General features: G+C 62.0%; 24 protein-coding genes and 1 tRNA gene. All 25 read left to right on the top strand.

Annotation, left to right across the window (positions count from 1 at the left end; genetic code table 11):
* Positions 1 to 167 precede the first annotated feature (167 nt).
* The 25 genes from Q0I65_RS01280 (at position 168) to thiI (ending at position 23,326) form a co-directional block, all read left to right on the top strand.
* Positions 168 to 752, top strand: a complete 585-nt coding sequence (locus Q0I65_RS01280; protein ID WP_276996578.1) for a cupin domain-containing protein — start codon at positions 168 to 170, stop codon at positions 750 to 752.
* A 99-nt stretch (positions 753 to 851) separates the two neighbouring features.
* Positions 852 to 2,639: an AMP-binding protein gene (locus Q0I65_RS01275; RefSeq protein ID WP_296058935.1), complete on the top strand. Its 1,788-nt coding sequence runs from the start codon at positions 852 to 854 to the stop codon at positions 2,637 to 2,639.
* 1 nt (position 2,640) lies between these two features.
* Complete coding sequence (locus Q0I65_RS01270) at positions 2,641 to 3,372, top strand: ParA family protein (RefSeq protein ID WP_296058933.1); 732 nt, start codon at positions 2,641 to 2,643, stop codon at positions 3,370 to 3,372.
* 28 nt (positions 3,373 to 3,400) lie between these two features.
* Positions 3,401 to 3,607, top strand: a complete 207-nt coding sequence (locus Q0I65_RS01265) for a 4Fe-4S binding protein (RefSeq protein WP_296058931.1) — start codon at positions 3,401 to 3,403, stop codon at positions 3,605 to 3,607.
* Positions 3,608 to 3,610: 3 nt separating this feature from the next.
* Positions 3,611 to 4,678: a 3-methyl-2-oxobutanoate dehydrogenase subunit VorB gene (locus Q0I65_RS01260; protein ID WP_296058929.1), complete on the top strand. Its 1,068-nt coding sequence runs from the start codon at positions 3,611 to 3,613 to the stop codon at positions 4,676 to 4,678.
* Positions 4,678 to 5,517, top strand: a complete 840-nt coding sequence (locus tag Q0I65_RS01255; RefSeq protein WP_296058927.1) for a thiamine pyrophosphate-dependent enzyme — start codon at positions 4,678 to 4,680, stop codon at positions 5,515 to 5,517. The genes Q0I65_RS01260 and Q0I65_RS01255 overlap by 1 nt, the downstream gene beginning before the upstream one ends.
* Positions 5,517 to 6,065 carry a 2-oxoacid:acceptor oxidoreductase family protein gene (locus tag Q0I65_RS01250; protein ID WP_296058926.1) on the top strand — a complete coding sequence of 183 codons (549 nt, stop codon included), beginning with the start codon at positions 5,517 to 5,519 and terminating at the stop codon, positions 6,063 to 6,065. Before Q0I65_RS01255 ends, Q0I65_RS01250 begins: the two co-directional genes overlap by 1 nt.
* A gap of 187 nt (positions 6,066 to 6,252) precedes the next feature.
* A complete protein-coding gene (locus Q0I65_RS01245) occupies positions 6,253 to 6,435 on the top strand; it encodes a hypothetical protein (RefSeq protein WP_296058924.1) in 183 nt (60 codons plus the stop codon).
* Between the two features lie 15 nt (positions 6,436 to 6,450).
* Positions 6,451 to 6,945, top strand: coding sequence for a transporter substrate-binding domain-containing protein (locus tag Q0I65_RS01240; protein WP_296058922.1), 495 nt, complete (start codon positions 6,451 to 6,453; stop codon positions 6,943 to 6,945).
* A gap of 110 nt (positions 6,946 to 7,055) precedes the next feature.
* A tRNA-Sec gene (locus tag Q0I65_RS01235) sits at positions 7,056 to 7,152 on the top strand.
* Positions 7,153 to 7,232: 80 nt separating this feature from the next.
* Entirely contained in the window at positions 7,233 to 8,051 is an 819-nt protein-coding gene (locus Q0I65_RS01230) for a formate/nitrite transporter family protein (protein ID WP_296058920.1), read from the top strand.
* 57 nt (positions 8,052 to 8,108) lie between these two features.
* Positions 8,109 to 8,924, top strand: coding sequence for a hypothetical protein (locus Q0I65_RS01225; protein ID WP_296058918.1), 816 nt, complete (start codon positions 8,109 to 8,111; stop codon positions 8,922 to 8,924).
* A 157-nt stretch (positions 8,925 to 9,081) separates the two neighbouring features.
* On the top strand, positions 9,082 to 10,356 hold the full coding sequence (locus tag Q0I65_RS01220; RefSeq protein WP_296058916.1) for an ArsB/NhaD family transporter: 1,275 nt from the start codon (positions 9,082 to 9,084) through the stop codon (positions 10,354 to 10,356).
* Positions 10,357 to 10,520: 164 nt separating this feature from the next.
* Positions 10,521 to 11,129, top strand: coding sequence for a bifunctional pyr operon transcriptional regulator/uracil phosphoribosyltransferase PyrR (gene pyrR / locus Q0I65_RS01215; RefSeq protein WP_296058914.1), 609 nt, complete (start codon positions 10,521 to 10,523; stop codon positions 11,127 to 11,129).
* Positions 11,130 to 11,134: 5 nt separating this feature from the next.
* On the top strand, positions 11,135 to 12,079 hold the full coding sequence (locus Q0I65_RS01210) for an aspartate carbamoyltransferase catalytic subunit (RefSeq protein ID WP_296058913.1): 945 nt from the start codon (positions 11,135 to 11,137) through the stop codon (positions 12,077 to 12,079).
* On the top strand, positions 12,063 to 13,367 hold the full coding sequence (locus Q0I65_RS01205; RefSeq protein ID WP_296058911.1) for a dihydroorotase: 1,305 nt from the start codon (positions 12,063 to 12,065) through the stop codon (positions 13,365 to 13,367). The genes Q0I65_RS01210 and Q0I65_RS01205 overlap by 17 nt, the downstream gene beginning before the upstream one ends.
* A gap of 73 nt (positions 13,368 to 13,440) precedes the next feature.
* Positions 13,441 to 14,784, top strand: a complete 1,344-nt coding sequence (gene carA / locus Q0I65_RS01200) for a glutamine-hydrolyzing carbamoyl-phosphate synthase small subunit (protein WP_296058907.1) — start codon at positions 13,441 to 13,443, stop codon at positions 14,782 to 14,784.
* Complete coding sequence (carB, locus tag Q0I65_RS01195; RefSeq protein WP_296058905.1) at positions 14,777 to 18,007, top strand: carbamoyl-phosphate synthase large subunit; 3,231 nt, start codon at positions 14,777 to 14,779, stop codon at positions 18,005 to 18,007. The genes carA and carB overlap by 8 nt, the downstream gene beginning before the upstream one ends.
* A 3-nt stretch (positions 18,008 to 18,010) precedes the next feature.
* A complete protein-coding gene (locus tag Q0I65_RS01190) occupies positions 18,011 to 18,826 on the top strand; it encodes a dihydroorotate dehydrogenase electron transfer subunit (protein ID WP_296058904.1) in 816 nt (271 codons plus the stop codon).
* Positions 18,826 to 19,761 (top strand): dihydroorotate dehydrogenase, encoded by a 936-nt coding sequence (locus Q0I65_RS01185; RefSeq protein WP_296058902.1) that lies wholly within the window; start codon positions 18,826 to 18,828, stop codon positions 19,759 to 19,761. Before Q0I65_RS01190 ends, Q0I65_RS01185 begins: the two co-directional genes overlap by 1 nt.
* A complete protein-coding gene (gene pyrF / locus Q0I65_RS01180; protein WP_296058900.1) occupies positions 19,755 to 20,483 on the top strand; it encodes an orotidine-5'-phosphate decarboxylase in 729 nt (242 codons plus the stop codon). The genes Q0I65_RS01185 and pyrF overlap by 7 nt, the downstream gene beginning before the upstream one ends.
* A gap of 441 nt (positions 20,484 to 20,924) precedes the next feature.
* Positions 20,925 to 21,233, top strand: coding sequence for an integration host factor, actinobacterial type (gene mihF, locus Q0I65_RS01175; protein ID WP_158048505.1), 309 nt, complete (start codon positions 20,925 to 20,927; stop codon positions 21,231 to 21,233).
* Between the two features lie 8 nt (positions 21,234 to 21,241).
* Complete coding sequence (gmk, locus tag Q0I65_RS01170; protein ID WP_296059018.1) at positions 21,242 to 21,805, top strand: guanylate kinase; 564 nt, start codon at positions 21,242 to 21,244, stop codon at positions 21,803 to 21,805.
* 16 nt (positions 21,806 to 21,821) lie between these two features.
* Positions 21,822 to 22,082 carry a DNA-directed RNA polymerase subunit omega gene (locus Q0I65_RS01165; protein WP_296058898.1) on the top strand — a complete coding sequence of 87 codons (261 nt, stop codon included), beginning with the start codon at positions 21,822 to 21,824 and terminating at the stop codon, positions 22,080 to 22,082.
* Positions 22,082 to 23,326, top strand: a complete 1,245-nt coding sequence (gene thiI / locus Q0I65_RS01160) for a tRNA uracil 4-sulfurtransferase ThiI (RefSeq protein ID WP_296058896.1) — start codon at positions 22,082 to 22,084, stop codon at positions 23,324 to 23,326. The genes Q0I65_RS01165 and thiI overlap by 1 nt, the downstream gene beginning before the upstream one ends.
* The last annotated feature ends 136 nt before the right edge of the window (positions 23,327 to 23,462 follow it).

Genomic DNA, 23,462 nt, shown 5'->3' with positions numbered 1-23,462 from the left:
GATAAACCCCCAATCGGGGGGCCTGCCCGAAACGGCGGCTATCCATATGACGGTTAGCCGCCGTTTGCATATCAAACTACTTCCATTTCGCAACGTTGCGATACAATCCATGCGTTAGGCATCGTTTGCGATGCATCGTTCGAGCACTATGAAAGGGGGAGTCGCATATGGAACCGAAGATCGAAGAGGTGGCTTCGCGAATTAGGTCGCTGCGCGAGGATCTCGACATCTCGATGCAGGAAATGGCCCAGGCGACGGGCCGCTCGCTTTCGGAATACGCCGCACAGGAATCCGGCGAGCAGGACTTGAGCTTCACCTTCCTCTCGAAGTGCGCGAAGCGCTTCGGCGTCGACGTCGTCGAGCTGCTTACTGGCGAGAACCCTCACCTGACCGGGTATTCCCTTATCCGCGAGGGCGACGGGCTGTCCGTGAAGCGTCGTGCCGGCTTCGAGTACCTGCACAAGGCGCCGCAGTTCAAGAACAAGCTCGCCGAGCCGTTCTTGGTCACAATGCCCTACCTTCCCGAAGAGCAGGACAAGCCCATCCATCTGTCCTATCACCGCGGTCAGGAAATCGACTGCATCGTCTCCGGGCATATGCGCTTCGCCTACGAAGGCCACGTCGAGGAACTGGGCCCCGGCGATGTCCTTATGTACGATTCGGGCCGCGGGCATGGCATGATCGCCACGGGCGGCGAGCCGTGCGTGTTCTACGCGATCGTTTTGAAGCCGCAGGATATCGAGATTATGTAGGCGCGCTCGGGCGTGTCCCGGGTTGCGCCATCCCTTCGGTTCCTACGAGACTTCAGGGGTGTTTTGCCCCGCTTGCACTGAAAGAGGTTCTTTTATCCCATGAGGAATATCAATCTGCGCTACGTTGACGAGACCTACGCTCCCGATGGGCAGCTTAAGACGTTCAGCGTCCACTATCCCGACAACTTCAACTTCGGCTACGACGTCGTCGACGACATCGCGGTGAACGACCCCGACCGTCGCGCGATGATCTGGTGCAACCCCGAAGGCGAGGAGCATATCTTCACCTTCGCCGACATGAAGCGCTGGTCCGACAAAACGGCGAACTTCCTGGTTGATCAGGGTATCAAGCGCGGCGATTACGTTCTTGTCGTGCTGCGCCGCCACTACCAGTTCTGGTTCGTTGCAACGGCGTTGGCCAAGATCGGCGCGGTCATGGTTCCCGCGACCTTCATGTTGAAGGAGCACGACCTGGAATACCGCTTAAACGGCGCTTCCATCAGCTCCATCATCTGCACCTCCGTTGGGGATATCGCCGAGGTTGCCGACAACGTCATCTCCGAATGCCCCACGGTCACCTCGCGCATCCTCGTGAACGGCGCGGGTGGCGGTTTGACCCGACGCGACGAGGATGGAAACCTCATCGCCGTCGCGGGCACCGTCGGCGCGGCGCTTTCCGGCGAGGAAGGCATCTGCGCCGCGTCCATCGAGCGCGAAGGTTGGGTCGACTTCAACAGCGGCGTCCGCGCGGCGAGCGAGGTCTTCGAGCGTTGCGACACGGTAGCGGCCGAGCCCATGCTCATGTACTTCTCCTCCGGCACGTCCGGCAACCCGAAGATGGTGCTCCACAACTCTGGCTACGCCGTTGCGCACCTCATCACCGCCAAGCACTGGCACAATGTGCAGCCCGACGGCGTTCACTTCACCATCGCCGACACGGGCTGGGGCAAGGCGGTCTGGGGCAAATACTACGGGCAATGGCTTATGGAGGCCTGCGTCCTCACGTACGATTTCGACCGCTTCAACGCGGGTGAGATTCTCTCGATTATCTCGAAGTACCAGGTCACGTCTATGTGCTGCCCGCCGACGATGTACCGCCTTATGATGTCGGAGAACTTCGACGCCTATGACCTCTCGTCGCTTCAGTACTCGACGACCGCAGGCGAGGCGCTCAACCCCGATTTGTTCAACTTCTGGAAAGAGCACACGGGGCTCACAATCTACGAGGGCTTCGGCCAGACGGAGACACCGCTCACCATCGCCAACCTCAAGCATTCGACGCCGCGTTCTGGCTCGATGGGCAAGCCCGTGCCGCTCTACAACGTCGAGATTCAGCGCGACGACGGTTCGCGCTGCAACACCGGCGAGACGGGCGAGATCTGCATCTGCATGGAGCCGCGCCCCGCGGGCATCATGGTGGAATATTACCGCGACCCCGAAAAGACGGCGAACGCGATCTACAACGGCTGGTATCACACCGGCGACACCGCATGGGTCGACGAGGACGGGTACTTCTGGTACGTCGGCCGAAACGACGACGTCATCAAGTCGTCCGGCTACCGCATCGGGCCTTTCGAGATCGAAAGCGAGCTGCTCGAGCACGAGGCGGTGCGCGAGTGCGCTGTCACCGGCGTGCCCGATCCTGTTCGCGGCTTCGCCGTCAAGGCAACGGTCGTGCTTGCCGATGGCTTTAAGGGCTCCGACGAGCTGACCCGTGAGCTGCAGGCATGGGTGAAGCATCGTACGGCTCCTTACAAATACCCGCGCATCGTCGAATATGTCGACGCGCTGCCCAAGACCGTGAACGGCAAGATCCGCCGCGTCGCCATCAGGCAGAAGGACGGGGCGGACTTGAAGTCGCCGAAGCTTCCCGAGGGCCTTATCTAGCATGGCGCAGGTTCGCGACTTCGACGTTTCGCAGCTGGGCGGCGTGCTTGTCGTGTGCGGCCACTACGGTGTGGGGAAGACGGCACTTTCGCTTTCGCTCGTAAAGAATGCCGCGTGCGCGGGAAAACACGTCACGCTTGTCGACCTCGATGTGGTGAATCCCTACTTCAGGTCGAGTGACCAGGCGCAATCGCTTCGGGCGGCGGGTATCTCGGTGATAACGCCGGTCTATGCCGGCCCCGACTGCAACATCGACATGCCGGCGCTCACCGGCGCGGTCGCTCCCGCGATTGAGCGTGCGAGCTCCGACGCGGGCGAGCTGTGCGTCATCGATGTCGGCGGCGACGATGCCGGTGCGGCGGCGCTCGGGCGTTTCTCACGCACAATCGCTTCGGCACCTTACGAGATGTGGTATGTCGTGAATCGCTACCGAGCGCTTACCCGCGATCCGCGCGAAGCGTGCGAGGTGCTCTACGAAATCGAGCGTGCATCGCGCCTTCGTGCGACGGCAATCGTCGCGAACTCCCATCTCATGGGCGACACCGACGAAGATGCGATTTCCACTTCGCTGCCGTTTGCCCGCGAAGTGGCATGTGCGGCGGGTCTGCCGCTTGCTGCCGTCTGCGTTCCCGCATCTTGCGCGGATGCGGCGAGGGAGCGGCTTTCCCAAGAGGGCGCCGACGTGGCGCTCTACGAAATAAATCCCTATCGGCAAACGCCGTGGAGTAACTGATAGTCAAGAGGGCGGGGGTTAACGTCAAATGGCAAGAATCAGCGTGGACGAGGGCTTCTGCAAGGGCTGCGGCCTTTGCGTGGATGCGTGCCCGACCCACATTATCGAGCTCGATCAGGAGAGGATAACGGCCAAGGGCTATCATCCTGCGCACTGCATCGATCTGTCAAAATGCACGGGGTGCTGCTCATGCGCGGTCATGTGCCCCGACGTCGCCATCTCGGTTTGGAGGTGAGTTATGGCTGAAAAGGTTCTTATGAAGGGAAACGAGGCGCTCGCAGAAAGTGCGTTGCGCGCCGGGTGCCGTTTCTTCTTCGGCTATCCCATCACGCCGCAGACCGAGCTTGCGGCCTACATGTCCAAGCGCATGCCGAAGATTGGCGGGACGTATCTGCAGGCTGAAAGCGAGATCGCGGCCATCAACATGGTGTACGGCGCCGCGTCCGCCGGCGCTCGCGCGATGACGTCCTCATCGAGCCCTGGAATCTCGCTTAAAGGCGAGGGCATCTCGTACATGGCGGGCTCGGATCTGCCGGGCGTCATCATTAACGTGCAGCGAGGGGGCCCGGGTCTCGGCGGCATCCAGCCTTCCCAGTCCGATTATTGGCAGGCCACGCGCGCGACGGGGCATGGCGACTTCTTCATGCCCGTGCTCGCGCCCTCGACAGTACAGGAGATGGCCGACTGCGTCTACCGTGCCTTCGACTTGGCCGACGAGTATCGCACGCCTGTCATGGTGCTTGCCGACGGCATGCTCGGCCAAATGATGGAGCCCGTCGTTTTGCCGGAGCCCAAGGAAAGCCTCCCCGAGAAGCCCTGGGCGACGACGGGGCATAAGGGCAAGCGCGCCCACAACATCGTGAACTCACTCTATCTGACCGCCGACGCCCTCGAGAAGCTCAACATCGAGCGGTTCGAGCGCTACGAGGTCATCCGCGAGAAGGAACAGCGCGCAGAAGCTTTCATGCTCGACGATGCGGAAATCGTCGTAGTCGCGTTCGGCGCATCGAGCCGCGTGGCGAGAAGTGCGGTCGTCGCGGCGCGCGAGGAGGGCATCAAAGTCGGTCTGCTTCGCCCGATCACGCTGTGGCCGTTCCCGACGAAGGCGATCGAAGACGCGCTCTCGCATGCGAAGGCGTTCCTGTCGGTTGAGATGAACATGGGACAGATGGTCGACGACGTGCGCCTTGCGGTGAACGGGCGCGCGGCAGTTGACTTCTACGGCCGCACCGGCGGCGTCATCCCGACGCCTGAAGAGGTGCTTTCCGCTATCAAGGATTCTGCGAAGAGGGGAGGGGTTCTCTAATGGCACAAGACGAGAAGCTCGTGTTTTCCCGCCCGCATTCGCTGTTGCCGGTGGTGACCAACTATTGCCCGGGCTGCACGCACGGCATCGTCCATCGCCTCGTGTGCGAGGCCATGGACGAGCTCGATATCGAGGGCCAGACCGTAGGCGTCGCGCCTGTCGGCTGCTCGGTCATGTCCTACGATTTCTTCGGTTGCGATATGATCGAGGCTGCTCACGGCCGCGCCCCCGCGGTTGCGACCGGCGTGAAGCGCGTTTTGCCCGACCATGTGGTGTTCGCGTACCAAGGCGACGGCGATCTCGCCTCGATCGGCATGGCGGAGACCGTCCATGCGGCGACGCGCGGCGAGCACATTACCGTCATCTTCATCAATAACGCGATCTACGGTATGACGGGCGGTCAGATGGCGCCTACGAGCCTTCCGAACCAGGTCACGCAGACGAGCCCCTATGGGCGCGACGTTTCGAAGGCGGGTTATCCCGTGCGCGTGTGCGAGCTTTTGAGCACGCTCGATGGCCCGGCGTACATCGAGCGCGTCACCGTCGATTGCAAGAAGAACATCCGCAAGGCGAAAAACGCCATCAAGAAGGCGTTCCAGTACCAGATCGACGGCGTGGGCTACTCGTTCATCGAGGTCGTTTCCACTTGCCCCACGAACTGGGGATTGACGCCGCAAGAGGCCTTCGAATGGATGCGCGAGAACATGCTGCCGTACTATCCGCTCGGCGTCTACCGCGATGTCGTCGCCGATGGTTACGCGAACGCGGCCGAGGCGGCGTCGGCGCGCTCAGCGGCGTGTCCCATTGCCCATCCCGAGAAGTCGGAAGGGGGCAACTAATGGCTGAGACGACGTATCCCGATCGCAAGATCGTGCTCGCCGGCTTCGGCGGGCAGGGCGTGCTCTTCGCCGGCAAGGTCATCGCCTATACCGGGCTCATCGGCAACCGCGAGGTTTCGTGGCTGCCCTCCTACGGCCCTGAGATGCGCGGCGGCACCGCGAACTGCAGCGTCAGCTTGGCGGCAGACCCCATCGGCAGCCCGCTCATTACCGCGCCCGATGTCCTTATCGCGATGAACCAACCCTCCCTCGACAAGTTCATCGATGCGGTCGTTCCCGGCGGTCTTATCATTGCCGACTCCACGCTCGTGCAGAACATTCCTGAGCGCAACGACGTCACGGTGAAGGCCATCCCCGCTGCCGATATCGCCGAGAAGGCGGGGCTTAAGGGCTTGGGCAACATCGTGCTGGTGGGCGCTCTCTTTGCGGCGGACCCGTTCTGTGATTCCGAGGTGCTCACGGCGGCGATCGAGAAGTGCGTTCCCGCGCGCAAAGCTGCGATGCTCGATAAGAACAAGCAGGCGCTCGCCCTCGGTATCGAGGCGTAAGGGCAGCGTGCGCGGCGCGGGGCGCTAAAGGGACGCCCTTCGCCGCAGCTTCTTACCCTCAAAGGCGCACGGTTGACGCGAAGCCCCAGTTGAGGCGCGGCACGCGAGATTCGCTTGCCGCGCCTTCTTTACTTGCAAGTTGCTGGTATGATATTTCTATTACGCTATCAGTAGGTCGGAGGGTGCCTTGAGGTCACGTACTATCGCGTTGCGCTTCGTTCTCGCGATCATGCTCGCGTTTTCCTTGGCATCCGTCGGCACCTTAGGAGTGGCTTCGGCCGACGAGCAGGGGCAATCTCAGGACGAGGCGGCTTCCTCGAAAGTGATTCGCGTCGGCTACCTCATCGACAATCAGGACTACCAATCCTGAACGCCCGACACGTATATGTCGGGCTGGGGATACGAATACCTGCAAGACATTTCCTACCACACCGAGGGTTGGAAATACGAGTACGTCCTGGGAACGTTCTCTGAGCTCATTGCTAAGCATGAGGCGGGGGAAATCGACCTCATGTCGAACATCTCCTATACTCCCGAACGAGCCGAGAACCTTCTCTACTCGACGAACCCTTCGGGCAAGGAGCGCTATTACATCTACGTGAAGTCCGATCGCGACGACCTTACCGTGGGCGACCCTGCACTTGCCGAAGATGCCCAGCGAGCCCACGATGCAGGCATGAACGGGCATCTTACTAAACCCATCGACATGGAGAAGGTCAAGCAAGCGCTCGCCGCTAATGCTTTGCCCGTTTTGCGTTCGCCTGCTGCCGACGTGTTGCCTGCTTCGGCTTCTCGTGATGACTTTCGTAGGGACCTTGCTGATGTTCGTGCCGTTCGGCATTACGGAAGCATATCTTGTGTAGCTAAGGTGCCCCCGTAATTGCGCCCGCCGTGGTGTCATTGGCGGGATTTTTCGCCCTTTGCTCAACGGGTCGGGGGTTGCGCGCGGGCATGCGGTATGATTGTCACGCTTTAGGAAGCTTTCTTCTTGGAGATGGATGGGTCCTGGTGGGCCCCGCGGCCTTCAAAGCCGTTGTGAGGCGCGCAGAACGTCTTGGGTGTGTTCGATTCGCACGCATCTCCGCCAATATTTCCATGAAACGACGTGATCGGCGCCGCAAGGTGCTTGCGTGCTTGTTGTCTTTTCCAGGAAATGGGGGGGGGATTATGGCAGATCAATCAATTTCCGTCGACGCGTTAAGCCCGGCTCAAACCGAGGCGAAGGCGGAGACCCTCGGCATCTCGAAGGGCTCGATGCCCGCTGGCCGCATGTTTGTCGCCGCGATGCTCGCAGGCGCCTTCATCGGATTCGGCGCAATGTTCTTTTGCCTGTTCACAAGCGATTCATCGCTTCCTTTCGCTGTGCAACGCGCTGGCGGTGGCGCTTGCTTCTGCTTAGGCCTCGTGCTCGTGCTCTGCTGCGGCGCGGAGCTTTTCACCGGCAACTCGCTTATGGTGTGCTCGCTGTTCTCGAAAAAGATCGGCTCAGGCCAGCTCGCGCGCAACTGGGCGATTGTGTGGCTGGGAAACCTTGCCGGTTCGCTCGTCGTCGTGTTCCTCGTATGCGCCTCGCAGATGGGCGCGATGAACGGGGGAGCGGTCGGGACGACCATGGTAAACGTTGCTTCCTCGAAGGCCTCACTTGCACCCGCCACCATCTTCGCGAAGGGCATCCTTTGCAACGTGCTCGTGTGCCTGGCCGTGTGGATCGGCTTTTCCGCCCGCTCGGTGGTCGATAAGGTGCTCGGCATCTTTCTTCCTATCACTGCGTTTGTGGCCTGCGGGTTCGAGCACTGCGTGGCGAACATGTTCTTCCTTCCGAGCGGGCTTCTCATGAACACGCTCGGCGTCGGCAACCCGGGGGCGATCACGCTCGAGGGGCTCGTCGCGAACATCGTCATCGCGACGCTCGGCAACATCGTCGGCGGCGTGGCGGTCGGCGCGGCGTATTGGTTCGCGTATCGAACTCGTGAGAATCTCGCGTAAACCCGCGTGCATACGCTACACTTACCTTTCAACAGTCAACGGGGAAGGGTGAGGTTCGTGCTTACGTATTTCAAACGCTATGAGATAGCGGCTTGCGCTATTGCCGTCGTCATTCCCCTCGCCGTGGTCTTCATCTGGTCGAACATCGAGGGGCGCGCGATGGGCTTCACTGCAGCGGGCGCGGGCGTATCTGTCGTGCTCTTGCTCGCTGGCCTGTTCGTCTTCACGCGCGTGTTTGCTCGCGCAGCGCAGGCTAAGCTCGAAAAGCTCGTCTCCCTCTACAACGATGACTGCGATGCTATGGCCTTCCTCGAAGGTTCGTCGAAAATCGCGGAATCCGCCGAGCCGCCCTTGGGCGAGCTTCCCGCGTGGTTTTTGTCCTTCTACGCGTGCGCGCTCATCAACGTCGATCGCAAGAGCGAGGCAGCGAAGTTCGGCCTCATGATTCAGGACAGCGTGAAGGATGCGCCGACCGACGAGGCGAAAATCGCGTTGTATGCCGATCTGGTTCCCCTCGTGAAAAGCCTCTTTGACAACAACCGAGTGATCGCGCTCATCGACGAGGCGCTCTCGCTGCCAAACTTGGGGGATGATGCTATCACGCAGCAGCGCCGTGCCTATCTTTCCTGGTCGCGCGAAGTCGCCCAGGCAGAACTTGATCACGACGAGTCGAAGCTCATCGGGCTTTACCGCTCCATCTGGGACAACCACGACCAGTGCACGCGCTTGCGCGTCGTGTATGCCGCCAAGGAAGGCGAGCTTCACGCTGCGGCGGGCAACCGCGATGCGGCAGCAGGCTGCATGCGCTTCGCCGCCGATAATGGCAAGGATCTCCCCGCAGCGCGCACAGCCCGCGCCTTCTTCGGAGGGTAAGGTGCAGCTGCATCGGCGCAGGCGACTTTAAAACGCCCCTCTCGGAAGTGGTGCCCCCGCTTACGGAATACCGCTGGGAACTGTTAGCACGTTCGAAACAAAAGACTCCTATAATTCCGAACGTTTTTGCAATTCACGGTATGAGTGGGGTAGTGGTATGGACTTGATGCAGATTGTGGCCGTGGTGGTGTTCGTCGTCGCGATGGTCGCCATCATGTCGGAGAAGGTGCACCGCGCGCTCGTCGCCATCGTCGGCGCGATGATCCTGCTCATCGTCCACGTCGTAACCTTCGACCAGGCCATGAGCCACGTCGACTTCAACACGCTCGGCGTCCTTCTGGGCATGATGCTCTTCGTCGCCGTGGTGAAGCTCTCGGGCATCTTCGAGTACCTCGCCATCAAGTGCGCGCGCCTCGCGAAGGGCAACCCCTGGCACGTCATGGTGCTCTTCGTCTGCCTGACCGCGCTGCTCTCGGCGCTGCTCGACAACGTGACGACGGTCCTGCTCATCGGCCCCATGACCATCACGGTGTGCCGCCTGCTCGACATCGACGCGGTGCCGTTCTTCCTCGCCGAGATCATGGCCTCCAACATCGGCGGCACGGCGACCCTCATCGGCGACCCGCCCAACATCATGATCGGCTCGGCGGCGGGCTACTCCTTCGTCGACTTCATCCTCTACGACACCCCGGCGGCGCTGCTCTCGCTCGCCGTGATGCTCGCGCTGTTCTACCTGCTCTTCGGCCGAAAGCTCCACGTCGACGACGCGCACAAAGACGCGCTCGCGGACCTCGACGAGCGGGAGCAGATCAAGAACCCGATCCTCTTGCGCCAGAGCGTCGTCATGATCGCCCTCGTCGTCGTGGGCTTCATGGCCCACGGCTCGCTCGGCGTCGAGTCCTGCGTTGTCGCGCTCACCGCGGCGGGCGTCCTCATGCTGATCTCGGGCGAGCGCATCGAGGAGGCGCTCGCGCACGTCGAGTGGACCACGCTCGTCTTCTTCGCCGGTCTGTTCATCATCGTGGGCGCGCTCTCCGAGGTCGGCGTCATCGGCATGCTTGCGCAGGCTTTGATCGACGTCACGGGAGGGTCGACCTTCGTCGCCATGCTCGTGCTGCTCTTCGCCTCGGCGATCATCTCGAGCTTCCTCGACAACATCCCGTTCGTCGCCACGATGATCCCGATCCTGCTTTCCATGGAGGCGACCGGCATGGACGTCATGCCCCTGTGGTGGGCGGTGTCGCTCGGCGCATGCCTCGGCGGCAACGGCACCTTGATCGGCGCGTCGGCGAACGTCGTCATGTCCGACATCTCGCGCAAGAACGGCCATGTCATCACGTTTGCGCACTTCTTCAAAGTCGGCTTTCCCACGATGCTCGCGACCGTCGCCGTGTCAGCAATCTATCTAATCGTGCGTTTTCCGCCAATGTAGTATTTCGGGGTTTCGCGCGGCGCGAAGCTGGCCTATACTTGCGTTCAGTCCTTTAAAAGCGGTACAGAGAGACCGACAAGGAGCGCGAGCGGTTCACCCAGGTGAAATCGCACTATCGCAGAACCGAGCGGTCTGCCTGCATCCCTGATTGGAAGAGGGTGCGAATGACAGATTCTAGAACAGTGAAATCCGTCTGTATGGACGCAGACGAAATTGAGCGATCGCTCACGCGCATCGCGCACCAGATTCTCGAGGCCAACCACGGCGCCTCGAACATCGCCTTGGTGGGAATCCTCACCCGAGGCGACTTGCTCGCTCATCGTCTTGCGAGCAAGATCAAGCAGATCGAAGGCACCGACGTTCCGCTCGGCGCGCTTGACATCAGCTTCTATCGCGACGATTTCGCGACGCATCTTTCCCCCGAGGTCCACTCGACTGACATCCGCTTCGACATTGACGGGCTAACCGTCGTACTCGTCGACGATGTCCTGTTCACCGGCCGCACCATCCGCGCGGCGCTTGACGCGCTAAGCGATTTCGGTCGCCCTTCCTGCGTGCAACTTGCGGTCCTCGTCGACCGCGGGCACCGCGAGCTTCCCATCCGCGCCGATTTCGTCGGCAAGAACGTCCCATCCTCGTCGCACGAGAACGTCCGCCTCTTCCTGGAGGAAGTCGATGGCGTCTCCGCCGTCGAGGTCCTCGAAATGGCGCCGGGGGACCGTGCGGGATCCGCCCCGCTTGGCTTTGACCAGCCCCAAGAAAAGGAGGCGTAGCAGCCATGGCCTTCAACCACAAGCACCTCATCAACATCTCGGAATACTCTGCGGAAGACATCACGCGCATCCTCGACACGGCCGCAAGCTTCCGCGCAGTGAACGAGCGGCGCATCAAGAAGGTGCCGACGCTCAAGGGCTTCACGGTCGTGAACATGTTCAATGAGCCTTCCACCCGCACGCGCTCGTCGTTCGAGCTCGCCGAGAAGCGCCTGTCGTGCGATACGCTCAACTTCGGTGGGTCCTCTACCTCCACGGTGAAGGGCGAGAGCTTGCGCGACACCGTGCAGACGCTCTGCTCGTACAAGATCGATGCCATCGTCGTGCGAGACAAGCACGCAGGTGCTCCGCGCAAGGTCGCCGATGTTTCCGGCGTGTCCGTCATCTGCGCAGGTGACGGCAAGCATCAGCATCCAACCCAGGCGCTGCTCGACCTGTACACCATCCGCGAGCGCTTCGGGCACATCGAGGGCCTTCGCGTCGGCATCGTCGGCGACATCGGCCATTCGCGCGTCTGCGGCTCGCTCATCCCCGCGCTCAAGATCATGGGCGCCCACGTCACCGTCATCGCACCGCCGACGCTTATGCCGGCAGCTCCCGAAATCTTAGGGGCCGACGAAATCACGAGCGACCTCGACGCGGCGCTGCCCGAGCTCGATGTGGTCTACATGCTGCGCATCCAGCGCGAGCGCCTCGAGGGCGCGCCGTACCCGAGCCTTCGCGAGTACAACCTGCTCTTCGGCCTGACCGAGGAGCGCGAGAAGCTCATGCGCCCCGACGCCATCGTTTGCCATCCAGGACCGGTGAACCGCGGCGTCGAGCTCGATGACTACATGTGCGACAATCCGCAGCGCTCCGTTATCTTAGACCAGGTCTATTCCGGCGTGCTTGTCCGCATGGCCGTTCTCTATCTGCTGTTAGGAGGAACCGACAATGGCGTTGATGCTTAAGAACGCGCGGCTTCTCGACCCCCAGGTTGGGCTCGACGAGGTTGCCGACATCCTGATCCGCGATGGGCGCATCGTGGAGATTGGCCACGACCTTGAGATGCCGAAGGGCATCGAGCGTGACCTTTCGGGAAAGATTGTCGTTCCCGGCCTGGTGGATATGCACGTCCATTTGCGCGACCCCGGATTCGAGTACAAAGGCGACATCGAATCGGAGACGAAGGCGGCTGCGCACGGCGGCTTCACAGCGGTGTGCGCGATGCCGAACACGAACCCCGTCTGCGACAACGCGACCATCGTGGAATACGTGCAGCGCAAGGCTTCCGAAGTCGGCTTCTGCCGCGTGCTTGTGTCGGGCGCACTCACGCAGGGGCTCAAAGGCGAGGTGCTCTCCGAGATGGGGGATATGGTCGCTCACGGCGCGGTCGCGTTCACCGACGACGGGCGCGGCGTGCAGGACTCGGGCATGATGCGCCGCACGATGGACTACGCCAAGCAGTTCGACCGCGTTGTCATGTGCCACTGCCAAGACGAGGGTCTCGTGGGCGCGGGTCAGGTGAACGAAGGGGAATGCTCCACGCGCCTTGGCCTTTTAGGTTGGCCTGCGGAAGGCGAGGAGCTCGAAATCATGCGCGACATCGCGCTTTGCCGCCTGACGGGCTGCCATTTCCACGCGCAGCACGTTACGACCGCGCGCGGGCTTGAGCTCATCCGCGCCGCCAAGGCGGAGGGGCTGCCCGTCACCTGCGAGGTAACGCCGCATCATCTGCTTCTCGACGACTCGATGATCGGCGAGGATTACGATACGAACTACAAGGTGAACCCGCCGCTTCGCACGAAGGCCGACGTCGCTGCGCTTCGCTGCGGCCTCGCCGACGGCACGGTCGACGCCATCGTCACCGACCACGCGCCGCACGCGACCTACGAGAAAGACCGCGAGTTCGAGCTTGCCCCCTTCGGCATGACCGGCATCGAGACCTCGCTCGGCCTTATGCTCACCCACCTGGTCGGCGAGGGCGTGATCAGCTTGAGCCGCCTCGTCGAGCTCATGGCCGTGAACCCTCGGGCAATCCTGCGCGACGAGCGCGTGGCCATCGAGCCGGGCTCCATCGCCGATCTGACGGTCATCGACCCCGACGCGGAGTGGACGGTTGCCAAAGACGACTTCTGCTCGAAGGCGCAGAACACGCCGTTTGTCGGGTGGGAACTTCGCGGGCGCGCGACCGACGTGTTCGTCGGCGGCTATGCGACGATGGAAGACGGCGTGGTTTGCTCCACGGTCAAAAAGTAAGGCGCCTTTACGGCGATTTCGATACGATAGCGGATGACGCCCGCGATGGCGGGCTTGAACAGAAAGGAACGATGTGAGCGAGATCACGAAAAAGCTGCTCGAGAACACCTCGAAGCCGCTCGGTGCACCGGCGCTGCTCGTGCTCGAAGACGGCGCTGTGTTCAGCGGCACCTCTTGCGCGGCGCAGGGCGAAGTGTTCGGCGAAATCTGCTTCAACACCTCTCTGGAGGGCTACCTCGAGGTGATCACCGACCCGAGCTACGCGGGCCAGATCATCACGATGACCTACCCCCAGATCGGCAACTACGGCGTGAACCGCGAGGACTGCCAGTCCGAGAAGCCGGCGTTGCGCGGGCTCGTCGTGCGCGACATGTGCCAGGTGCCCTCGAACTGGCGCTGCGAGCTTTCGCTGCCCGACTTTTTGCGCGAGAACAACGTCGTCGCCATCGAGGGCGTCGACACGCGCGCCCTCGTTCGCCACGTGCGCGACAACGGCGCCCAGCGCGCGGTGCTCTCCACACTCGACACCGACGCCGAGAGCCTCCTCGCCAAGGTGCGCGCAAGCGAGTCCATCGTCGGCGTGAACCTCGCCGAGACGGTCTCTCGCTCCGAGAAGGCGACCTTCGGCCTTGACGACCTGCCGAAAACCCAGGCGTTCGCACTCTCGGCGCCCGCGCCTGCGAAGTACAAGGTCGTCGCTTACGACTGCGGCGCGAAGCTCTCCATCTTCCAAAACCTCGTGCGCGTGGGCTGCGAGCTTACCGCAGTTCCCTGGGACACTCCCGCCGAGGACGTCCTCGCGATGAACCCCGACGGCGTGTTCCTCTCCAACGGCCCTGGCGACCCCGATGCGGTTTCGGGTACGTATTCCCAGGTCGAGAAGCTGCTCGGCAAGGTTCCCGTCTTCGGCATCTGCCTTGGACACCAGATGATGTCGAAGGCCGCGGGCGCTCAGATCGAGAAGCTCAAGTTCGGCCATCGCGGCGGCAACCATCCCGTCATGAACCTGCGTACCCACCGCGTCGAGATCACCGCGCAAAACCACGGCTTCGGCCTTCTGTTCCCGACGCTCGGCGAGCTTATCCCCGAGGAGTCGGCGGGCGAGACCGAACATCACGACGATCTGCGCTTCTGGGTCGAAAAACGCGTGGCACCCGTCGTGCAAAACGAGAAGTTCGGCCGCATCCAGCTCACGCATGTGAACTTGAATGACGGCACGGCCGAGGGCATCGCGTTCCTCGACATCCCGGCCTTCTCGGTGCAGTACCACCCCGAGGCATCGCCCGGACCGACCGACGCGCACTACCTGTTCACCGCCTTCTCGCGCCTCATGGATGGACGCGAGGATTATCTCGATATCGACATTGCCGCCGACCGCTTGGCCGGATGGAAGTTTGGGGGAGAAGTCAATGCCTAAGCGTACCGACATCAAGTCCATCCTGGTCATCGGATCGGGTCCGATCGTCATCGGCCAGGCATGCGAGTTCGACTACTCGGGTGCCCAGGCCTGCAAGGTCCTTAAAGCCGACGGCTACCGCGTCATCCTTGTCAACTCCAACCCGGCGACTATCATGACCGACCCGGGACTCGCCGACCGCACCTACGTCGAGCCGATCACGCCCGAGTTCGTCGAGAAAGTCATCGAGAAGGAACGCCCCGACGCACTTCTCCCGACGCTCGGCGGCCAGACGGGCCTGAACACCGCCGTTGCCCTCGCGAAGTCCGGCGTCCTTGACAAGTACGGCGTCGAAATGGTCGGCTGCGACCTTCCCGCCATCGAGCGCGGTGAGGACCGCAAGCTCTTCAACGAGTGCATGGAGGAGCTCGGCATCGAGGTCGCGCGCAGCGGCTACGCCTACTCCATGGAAGACGCCGAATCGATCGTCGCCAAGCTGGGCTTTCCCGTGGTGTGCCGCCCGTCGTTCACGCTCGGTGGTGCCGGCGGCGGCATTGCGCACGACATGGACGAGCTCCATCTCATCGTGAGCCAGGGACTTGAGCTTTCGCCCGCAGGCGAGGTGCTCGTCGAGGAGTCCATCGAGGGCTGGAAAGAGTACGAGATGGAGGTCATGCGCGACCGCGTCGGCAATGGCATCATCGTGTGCTCCATCGAGAACTTCGACGCAATGGGCGTCCACACCGGCGACTCGATCACCGTCGCCCCTGCGCAAACCCTCTCCGACGTTGAATACCAGCGCATGCGCACGGCCTCGCTCGCCATCCTCGAGAAGATCGGCGTTGAAACCGGCGGCTCGAACGTGCAGTTCGCCGTCAACCCGAAGACGGGCCGCATGATCGTCATCGAGATGAACCCCCGCGTGTCGCGCTCTTCCGCGCTCGCTTCCAAGGCGACGGGCTTCCCGATCGCCAAGGCCGCGGCGAAGCTCGCGGTGGGCTACACGCTCGACGAGATCGTGAACGACATCACGAAGGCGACGCCCGCGTGCTTCGAGCCTTCCATCGACTATTGCGTCGTCAAGGTGCCGCGCTTCACGTTCGAGAAGTTCCAGGGCACCGACGACACGCTCACGACCCGCATGAAGGCGGTCGGCGAGATCATGTCCATCGGCCGCACCTTCGAGGAATCGCTCGGCAAGGCACTTCGCTCCCTTGAAAACGGCCGCGCGGGGCTCGGTGCCGACGGCAAGGGTACGGAAAGCACCATGCAGGGCGCGGAATTCGACGACATGGTGAGCCGCCCGACCGCGAACCGCATCTTCTTTATCGGCGAGGCGATGCGCCGCGGCATGAGTGTGGAGGAGCTCCATGCAAAGACGGGCATCGACCCATGGTTCTTGGCCCGCATGGCCGACATGGTCGCCGTCGAGCAGGCGCTTTCGGGCCACGCGCTTGAGGAACTCGACGAGGAGGATATGCGCTGCGCTAAGCGCTTCGGCCTCTCCGACGTGCAGATCGCGCACCTGACCGGCTCCGACGAACTTTCCGTGCGCGCCCACCGTAAGGCGCTCGGCGTCGTCCCCGCGTTCAAGACGGTCGACACCTGCGCGGCTGAAACGCCGAGCAAGACGGCCTACCACTACAAGACCTACGACGCCTGCGAGAGCGAGGTCGCGCCCAAGACCAAAAAGCGCGCGATGATTCTCGGCGCAGGTCCGAACCGCATCGGCCAGGGCATCGAGTTCGACTACTGCTGCGTGCATGCAAGCTACGCGCTTGCCGACGCCGGCTTCGAGACCATCATGGTCAACTGCAACCCCGAAACGGTCTCGACCGACTACGATACCTCAGACAAGCTCTATTTCGAGCCGCTGACCTTCGAAGACGTGATGGATATCGTCGATGTGGAAGACCCTGACGGCGTCGTTGTGACGCTCGGCGGCCAGACGCCGCTCAAGCTCGCGCGCGCCCTGCAGGAAGCGGGCGTCCCCATCATGGGCACGAGTCCCGAGGCGATTGACCTCGCCGAAGATCGCGACCGTTTCTCGCAAGTGCTCGACGAGCTCAAGATCATCTACCCTGCAGCGGGCGAGGCATCGACCCTCGAAGAGGCGCACCAGGTCGCCGAGCATATCAGCTTCCCGCTGCTCGTCCGTCCGAGCTACGTGCTCGGCGGTCGCGGCATGGCCATCGTCTACGACAATGACCAGCTCGACAAGTACATGGCCGAGGCCGCGAAGATCTCGCCTGACCATCCGGTCTACCTCGACCGCTTCCTCGAATCGGCCATCGAGGTCGACGTCGACGCGCTCTGCGACGGCAAGGACGTCTTCGTGGGCGGCATCTTGGAGCACATTGAGATGGCGGGCATCCACTCGGGCGACTCCGCCTGCTGCACGCCGCCGTTCTCGCTCTCGCTCAGCCTTCAGGGGCAGCTGCGCGACATCGCTCGCCGCCTTGCGCTGCGCCTTGGCGTCGTGGGTCTGCTCAACATTCAGTTCGCCATTAAAGACCAGGTCATCTACGTAATCGAAGCAAACCCGCGCGCGAGCCGCACCGTGCCGTTCGTCTCCAAGTCCACAGGTGTCCCCTTAGCGAAGATCGCGGCCCGCATCATGGCGGGGGAGAAGCTCGCCGATCTGCACCTTCCCGCCGACGACCGCGAGTTCGACTACTTCTGCGTAAAGGAAGCCGTCATGCCGTTCGGCCGTTTCCCCGGCTCCGACGTCGTGCTCGGCCCCGAGATGAAGTCGACCGGCGAGGTCATGGGCATCGCGGGCAACTTCCCCGCAGCATTCACTAAGACCCAGCTCGCGATCGACTACGAGCCGCCGCGGGGTGGGGAAGTGTTCATCTCGGTGAACGATGGCGACAAGCGCAACATCACGGCGATCGCTCGCTCCATCGCGCGCCTCGGGTTCTCGCTTGTCGCAACGACGGGCACCGCTCGCGCTCTTCGCGCCTCGGGCATCGAATGCGAGGAGGTTGGCAAGATCCACGCCGGCTCGCACACGATTCTCGACCGCATCGCATCGGGTGAGATCGTGCTCATGATCAACACGCCGTTCGGCAGCTCCACCAACACCGACGGCTACGAGATGCGCGCGGCATGCGTGCGCCACGGCGTGAGCTACTGCACCACGCTCGCGGGCGCGCAGGCGCTTATTGCTGGTATGGAAGCGGTCCGCGAGACAGGGCTCGACGTCATCGCGCTGCAAGACCTGCCGCAGTGGGAAGGCTAAAACATGGTAGACATCATAGCGCCCGTGCTCGATAACCACCAGGTGGGCCCCAGGCTTTACCTGATGACGCTGAGCGCGTCCGAAATTGCTTCGAGCATCAAGCCCGGTCAGTTCGTCCATATGCAGATTCCGGGTATGGAGGGCCATATCCTGCGTCGCCCGTTCTCGGTCTATGCGGCGAACGCGAGCGAGGGAACAATTGAGATCCTCTACCAGGTGGTGGGCTTCGGCTCCGAGCGCATGACGAAGCTTGCGCCCGGTGACGAGGTCGCGCCCAAGCTTATCGGGCCCGTCGGTCGCGGCTGGGTCGCACCCGAGAAGTGCGAACGCGCGCTTCTGGTGGGCGGCGGAGTCGGGGCGGCTCCCTTGTACCTGCTCTTCGAGCAGCTGGTTGCTGCTGGCGTCGACGTCACCGTGGTGCTCGGTGCCCAAACCGAGGCGGCGCTCGTATGCCGCGAGCGTTACGCTCGCGTGCTTTCCACCGCTGGGTGCTGCGCCGAGAACGCGCCTTTGTGCGCAACAGACGACGGCACCTTCGGGCGTTCGGGTTTTTGCACCTCGCTTGTCGATGACGCGATAAGCGAAGCGAACGCAAGCGGGAAACCCTTCGACTACCTGGCTGTTTGCGGGCCCGAGCCGCTCATGAAGATTGTTTCTGGCCAGGCAGCGGAGGCCAACATTCCCTGCCAGGTCTCGATGGAGAAGCGCATGGCGTGCGGCGTCGGAGCCTGTCTTTCGTGCGTCGTGGAAACCGTCAACGGCAAGAAGCGTTCCTGCGTAGACGGCCCTGTATTCGATGCTCAGGAGGTGGCGTGGTAATGGTAGCGAGAACCCCACGTGAGACGAGCGTGAACCTGTCTGTCAACCTCGGTGGCCTTGCAATGAAGAACCCCGTTACCACGGCGTCGGGCACGTTCGCCGCGGGTATGGAGTATTCCGATTTCGTTGACGTGTCCGCCTTGGGCGCCGTCACGACGAAGGGCGTCTCTCTCAATGGCTGGGAGGGCAACGCGAGCCCGCGCATTGCTGAGGTCCCTTCGGGCATGCTGAACTCGATCGGCTTGCAGAACCCCGGCGTCGCCCACTTGAAGAGCGAGGAGCTTCCCTGGCTGCGCGAGCAGGGAGCCACGACCATCGTGAACGTCTCCGGCCACAGCTTCGACGAATACGTACAGGTCATCGAAGCGCTTGAGGATGCTCCCGTCGACGCCTACGAGGTGAACATTTCGTGCCCGAACGTCGATGCCGGCGGCATGACGCTCGGCACCCACGTCCCGAGCGTCGAGAAGGTGGTTTCGCTTTGCCGCGAGGCGACGTCGCGCCCGCTTATCGTGAAGCTCACCCCCAACGTGACCGATATCACCGAGATCGCCCGCGCAGCCGAGGCTTCGGGTGCCGATGCAATCTCGCTCATCAACACGCTGCTCGGCATGGCGATCGACGCGAAGCGCCGCCGCCCAGTGCTCGCGCGCGTCGTTGGCGGATTCTCGGGTCCCGCCGTGAAGCCCGTTGCGTTGCGCATGGTGTGGCAATGTTCGAAGGCGGTTTCCGTTCCCATCCTCGGCATGGGCGGCATCACGACCGGCACCGACGCGGTTGAGTTCATGCTGGCGGGTGCTACCGCGGTCGCCGTCGGCACGGCGAACTTCATGAACCCTCAAGCAACCGTCGACGTGATCGATGGCATCATCGACTACTGCGAGAAGCAAGGCGTAAACGATGTGAACGACCTGATAGGAGCACTTGAATGCTAGAGGATTTCCATACTGAGCCCGCACGCGATCGCGTCATCGTCGCACTCGACTGCGATGCGGCAACCGCGCTTTGCCTTGCTGTGCAGCTGCGTGGCCATGCGAAGTGGCTCAAAGTCGGCATGACACTCTACTATGCCGAGGGACCTAAGATCGTGCAGACGTTCAAGCAGCTCGGCTTCAATGTCTTCCTCGACCTGAAGTTCCACGATATCCCGCATCAGGTGGAGGGTGCTGCGGCATCGGCCGTGCTTTCGGGAGCCGACATGCTCACGATGCACGCCGTGGGAGGCGCCGCAATGATGGCAGCTGGGCACCGCGGTGCTGAGGCTGCCGCGTTCGAGCGCAAGGTTCCGGCGCCGGCGACGCTTGCAATTACGGTTCTCACCAGCATGGATGCGGAATCGCTTGCAGCTACGGGAGTTTCAAGGGCTCTGCCCGAGCAAGTGAGCGCGCTCGCCGTACAAGCTCGCGAGGCGGGGCTTTCGGGCATCGTGTGCTCGCCGCAAGAGGCCAAGGGGATGCGCGAGCTGCTCGGGCCGGAGGCGCTTATCGTGACCCCGGGCGTTCGTCCCGCGGGAAGCGCAAAGGGAGACCAGAGCCGCGTTGCCACGCCTGCGCAGGCTTTCGAGAACGGCGCTTCGCATATCGTTGTGGGTCGTCCGATCACGCAGGCCGAAGACCCGGTTGCCGCGTTCGAGGCAATCGCCGCGGAGCTGGCCTAAGCCTTTCAGCTCGATAAGCGCTCGCGAAACGAGCGCACGCTCAAGCCCGAGGGGTGCACGGAATTCCGCGCACCCCTCGGTGTCTGATGGGATAGCTCGCATCCTGGCGCAGGTTAACATCGGGGGTTCGCCATTTGTGAAAGCTTTGTGCTCAGATGCACTGCGATGTGTCCGGATTTGGCCTTGCTGCTTATTTTTCCGTTGATGAGCAGTGATTTCTTCGAAAAACACTTGACCATTCGGCGGAAATCCACGACGATAATCAAACGTTGACCGCGCCGTCAGCAAGCCGATGGAAGATTGAGTTTGCGGAGGGTCGCGGAAAAACAATGCCCGTCCACTATTATTTTCCTTGAATGGTCAACTGGGCATTTACAATTATTGTTGATAACGGCAATCGGCGGTAGGCGTCGTGCCGAGAAACAAAAGGAGAGATTCACGATGGCAATTCCTCAACTCAGCCCCGAAGAGCGTCAGGCAGCTCTCGAGAAGGCCAAGGCCGCCCGCATCAAGCGCGCTGAGGTTCGCGACGATCTCAAGAGCGGCAAGCTCACGCTCGAGAAGGTTCTCGACATGAAGGAAGACCCGATCGTCGGCCGCATGAAGGTTTCCACCCTCATCGAGACCCTCCCCGGTTACGGCAAGGCCAAAGCCGAGAAGATCATGAAGGAACTCCAGATCGCTGAGAGCCGTCGCCTTCGTGGTCTTGGCGACCGTCAGCGTGCCGCACTGCTGGAGCGTCTCGGCTAATCGTGCCCATGCGCCGCGGTAATCTCTTTGTGATTTCAGGGCCATCAGGTGCCGGCAAGGGCACCCTGGTGGCCCGTTTGTTGCGCGAAGTTCCCGATTGCTGGGTTTCGGTTTCCGCAACGACGCGCTCCCCACGCGAAGGCGAGCAGGAGGCCGTCCAGTACTTCTTCAAGAGCGACGAGGAATTTGATGCCCTTGTAAAGGAAGATGGGCTTCTCGAATGGGCCACGTACGCGGATCATCGCTACGGCACGCCGAAAAGCGCCGTGCTGGGGCATATCGCCCAAGGTGAGCAGGTCGTTCTCGAAATCGACGTGCAAGGAGCTTTCCAAGTGAAGGCCAAGCTTCCCGAAGCGCACCTGGTTTTCATCGAGCCGCCTTCGCTTACCGTGCTCGAAGAACGCTTGCGCGGTCGAGGCACGGAGACCGACGAGGTGATAGCCTCCCGCATGGAAGCAGCGCAGGCAGAGCTTGCGCGCAAGATGGAGTACGACATTCGGATCGTGAACGACGACCTTGAGACCGCCACCAGGCAGCTAGTCGATTACGTGAACGAAAAAGCTGAAGAATAACGAGGTAACATCAAAGATGAGTATCATCGAACCGAGAATCAACGATTTGCTGGAAGAAACCGATCAGGACCGCTTCCTTTTGTGCGCCCTCGCGTCCAAGCGCGCGCACGACATCAACGACATGATGCGCGGCCAGCGCGATCGCGCAATCCAGCTGCAAACTGCCGTCGAGATTGCTCGCGCTGCGGACAAGAAGCCGCTCACGATCGCCTTCAATGAAATCGCAACTGGCGACGTTTCCTATGATCCTGACAGCATCGACATCAAGAACCATTAATGGCTGAGTATCAACGAATCTGTCTGGTTCACTACCACGAGATCGGCCTTAAGGGTCACAATCGATCAAAATTCGAGATGCGCCTTCTGAAGAATCTGGAGGCGCATCTTTGCGCGTACCCTGTTGTGACGATTCACCGCATCTCGGGGCGTCTTTGCGTGTTCTTGAAGGAAGGAACCTCGCACGACACCATGGTCGAATGTGCCGATGCTATCCGCTCGATTCCCGGCACTGCGCGCGTCTCGTGCGGGTTCAAGTGCGAGCGCGACCTCGATCAGATGACCGAGGCGGGCATCCTTGCGATGGGCGAATCGGGGGCGTTTGCGAGCTTTAAGGTGCACGCGCGCCGCAACCACACCGATTTCCCCGTGAACTCGATGGAGATCAACCAGATTGTGGGCGGGCGTTTGAGCGATGCTTATCCCCAGGTCAAAGTCCAGATGAAGGACCCCGACCTCACGGTGGGGATTGAAGTCGTGCAAAACGCGGCATATGTCTACGCGCGCAGCATCCCCGGCATCGGGGGCCTTCCCGTCGGAAGCTCGGGAACGGTGGTAAGCTTGCTTTCCTCCGGAATCGACTCGCCTGTGGCGCTCTGGCGCATTGCGCGTCGCGGCGCCGTCTGCATCGGCGTGCATTTCTCGGGCAGGCCGCAGACATCCGATGCCTCCGAGTTCTTGGTCGACGACATCGCGCGTGTGCTCGAGAAGACGGGCTGCATCGCGCGCGTCTACTTTGTCCCCTTCGGCGACTATCAGCGCGAGATTGCCCTTTCGGCACCCCCTGAGCTGCGCGTTATCCTGTACCGCCGCCTCATGTTCCGCGTTGCCGAGCGTATCGCTTACTACGAGCATGCGAAGGCCATCGTCACGGGTGAGAGCCTCGGGCAGGTCGCTTCGCAGACGCTCGACAACATCAGGGCGACGAACGACGCCGTGTCGCTTCCGGTGTTCCGCCCGCTCATCGGCTCCGACAAGCTCGAAATCATCGCGCAATCGCAGCAGTTGGGGACGTTCCCCATCTCGTCGCAGGACGCGCCGGATTGCTGCACGCTCTTCATGCCGCGCAACCCCGAGACGCACGCGAACCTGACGGCCGTGCGCGAGGCTGAGGCCGCTTTCCCCATCGACCAGTGGGTAGAAGAGCTCGCCTGCGCCGCCGAGCCGCACGATTACGCCTGCCCTGCCTATAAGCCGCGCAAGAAATCTTTGCACGACCTTATGACGGAGAACGACGGAGACTAACTGCAAACCCTGCCAGGTTTCTGCAAGGAATCTGGCAGGGTTTGCAGCATTTCGAGCGAGTTTCAGCAGAGGTTTTGCTTCTTTGGCGTTGCATTCCTGCCTAAAATGCGCGGATAAGGTAACGCGATTCGGGAAG

Source organism: uncultured Ellagibacter sp., assembly GCF_934643285.1.
Lineage (GTDB): Bacteria > Actinomycetota > Coriobacteriia > Coriobacteriales > Eggerthellaceae > Ellagibacter.
The sequence above is the reverse complement of the archived record's forward strand: the minus strand, read 5'-3'. Positions and strand labels throughout refer to the sequence as shown.

Excerpts from the sequence above, each read along its gene's own strand:
- Q0I65_RS01280 (WP_276996578.1), top strand. The coding sequence starts at position 168 with ATGGAACCGAAGATCGAAGAGGTGGCTTCGCGAATTAGGTCGCTGCGC.
- Q0I65_RS01275 (WP_296058935.1), top strand. The coding sequence starts at position 852 with ATGAGGAATATCAATCTGCGCTACGTTGACGAGACCTACGCTCCCGAT.
- Q0I65_RS01270 (WP_296058933.1), top strand. The coding sequence starts at position 2,641 with ATGGCGCAGGTTCGCGACTTCGACGTTTCGCAGCTGGGCGGCGTGCTT.
- Q0I65_RS01265 (WP_296058931.1), top strand. The coding sequence starts at position 3,401 with ATGGCAAGAATCAGCGTGGACGAGGGCTTCTGCAAGGGCTGCGGCCTT.
- Q0I65_RS01260 (WP_296058929.1), top strand. The coding sequence starts at position 3,611 with ATGGCTGAAAAGGTTCTTATGAAGGGAAACGAGGCGCTCGCAGAAAGT.
- Q0I65_RS01255 (WP_296058927.1), top strand. The coding sequence starts at position 4,678 with ATGGCACAAGACGAGAAGCTCGTGTTTTCCCGCCCGCATTCGCTGTTG.
- Q0I65_RS01250 (WP_296058926.1), top strand. The coding sequence starts at position 5,517 with ATGGCTGAGACGACGTATCCCGATCGCAAGATCGTGCTCGCCGGCTTC.
- Q0I65_RS01240 (WP_296058922.1), top strand. The coding sequence starts at position 6,451 with ATGTCGGGCTGGGGATACGAATACCTGCAAGACATTTCCTACCACACC.
- Q0I65_RS01230 (WP_296058920.1), top strand. The coding sequence starts at position 7,233 with ATGGCAGATCAATCAATTTCCGTCGACGCGTTAAGCCCGGCTCAAACC.
- Q0I65_RS01220 (WP_296058916.1), top strand. The coding sequence starts at position 9,082 with ATGGACTTGATGCAGATTGTGGCCGTGGTGGTGTTCGTCGTCGCGATG.
- pyrR (WP_296058914.1), top strand. The coding sequence starts at position 10,521 with ATGACAGATTCTAGAACAGTGAAATCCGTCTGTATGGACGCAGACGAA.
- Q0I65_RS01210 (WP_296058913.1), top strand. The coding sequence starts at position 11,135 with ATGGCCTTCAACCACAAGCACCTCATCAACATCTCGGAATACTCTGCG.
- Q0I65_RS01205 (WP_296058911.1), top strand. The coding sequence starts at position 12,063 with ATGGCGTTGATGCTTAAGAACGCGCGGCTTCTCGACCCCCAGGTTGGG.
- carB (WP_296058905.1), top strand. The coding sequence starts at position 14,777 with ATGCCTAAGCGTACCGACATCAAGTCCATCCTGGTCATCGGATCGGGT.
- Q0I65_RS01190 (WP_296058904.1), top strand. The coding sequence starts at position 18,011 with ATGGTAGACATCATAGCGCCCGTGCTCGATAACCACCAGGTGGGCCCC.
- Q0I65_RS01185 (WP_296058902.1), top strand. The coding sequence starts at position 18,826 with ATGGTAGCGAGAACCCCACGTGAGACGAGCGTGAACCTGTCTGTCAAC.
- pyrF (WP_296058900.1), top strand. The coding sequence starts at position 19,755 with ATGCTAGAGGATTTCCATACTGAGCCCGCACGCGATCGCGTCATCGTC.
- mihF (WP_158048505.1), top strand. The coding sequence starts at position 20,925 with ATGGCAATTCCTCAACTCAGCCCCGAAGAGCGTCAGGCAGCTCTCGAG.
- gmk (WP_296059018.1), top strand. The coding sequence starts at position 21,242 with ATGCGCCGCGGTAATCTCTTTGTGATTTCAGGGCCATCAGGTGCCGGC.
- Q0I65_RS01165 (WP_296058898.1), top strand. The coding sequence starts at position 21,822 with ATGAGTATCATCGAACCGAGAATCAACGATTTGCTGGAAGAAACCGAT.
- thiI (WP_296058896.1), top strand. The coding sequence starts at position 22,082 with ATGGCTGAGTATCAACGAATCTGTCTGGTTCACTACCACGAGATCGGC.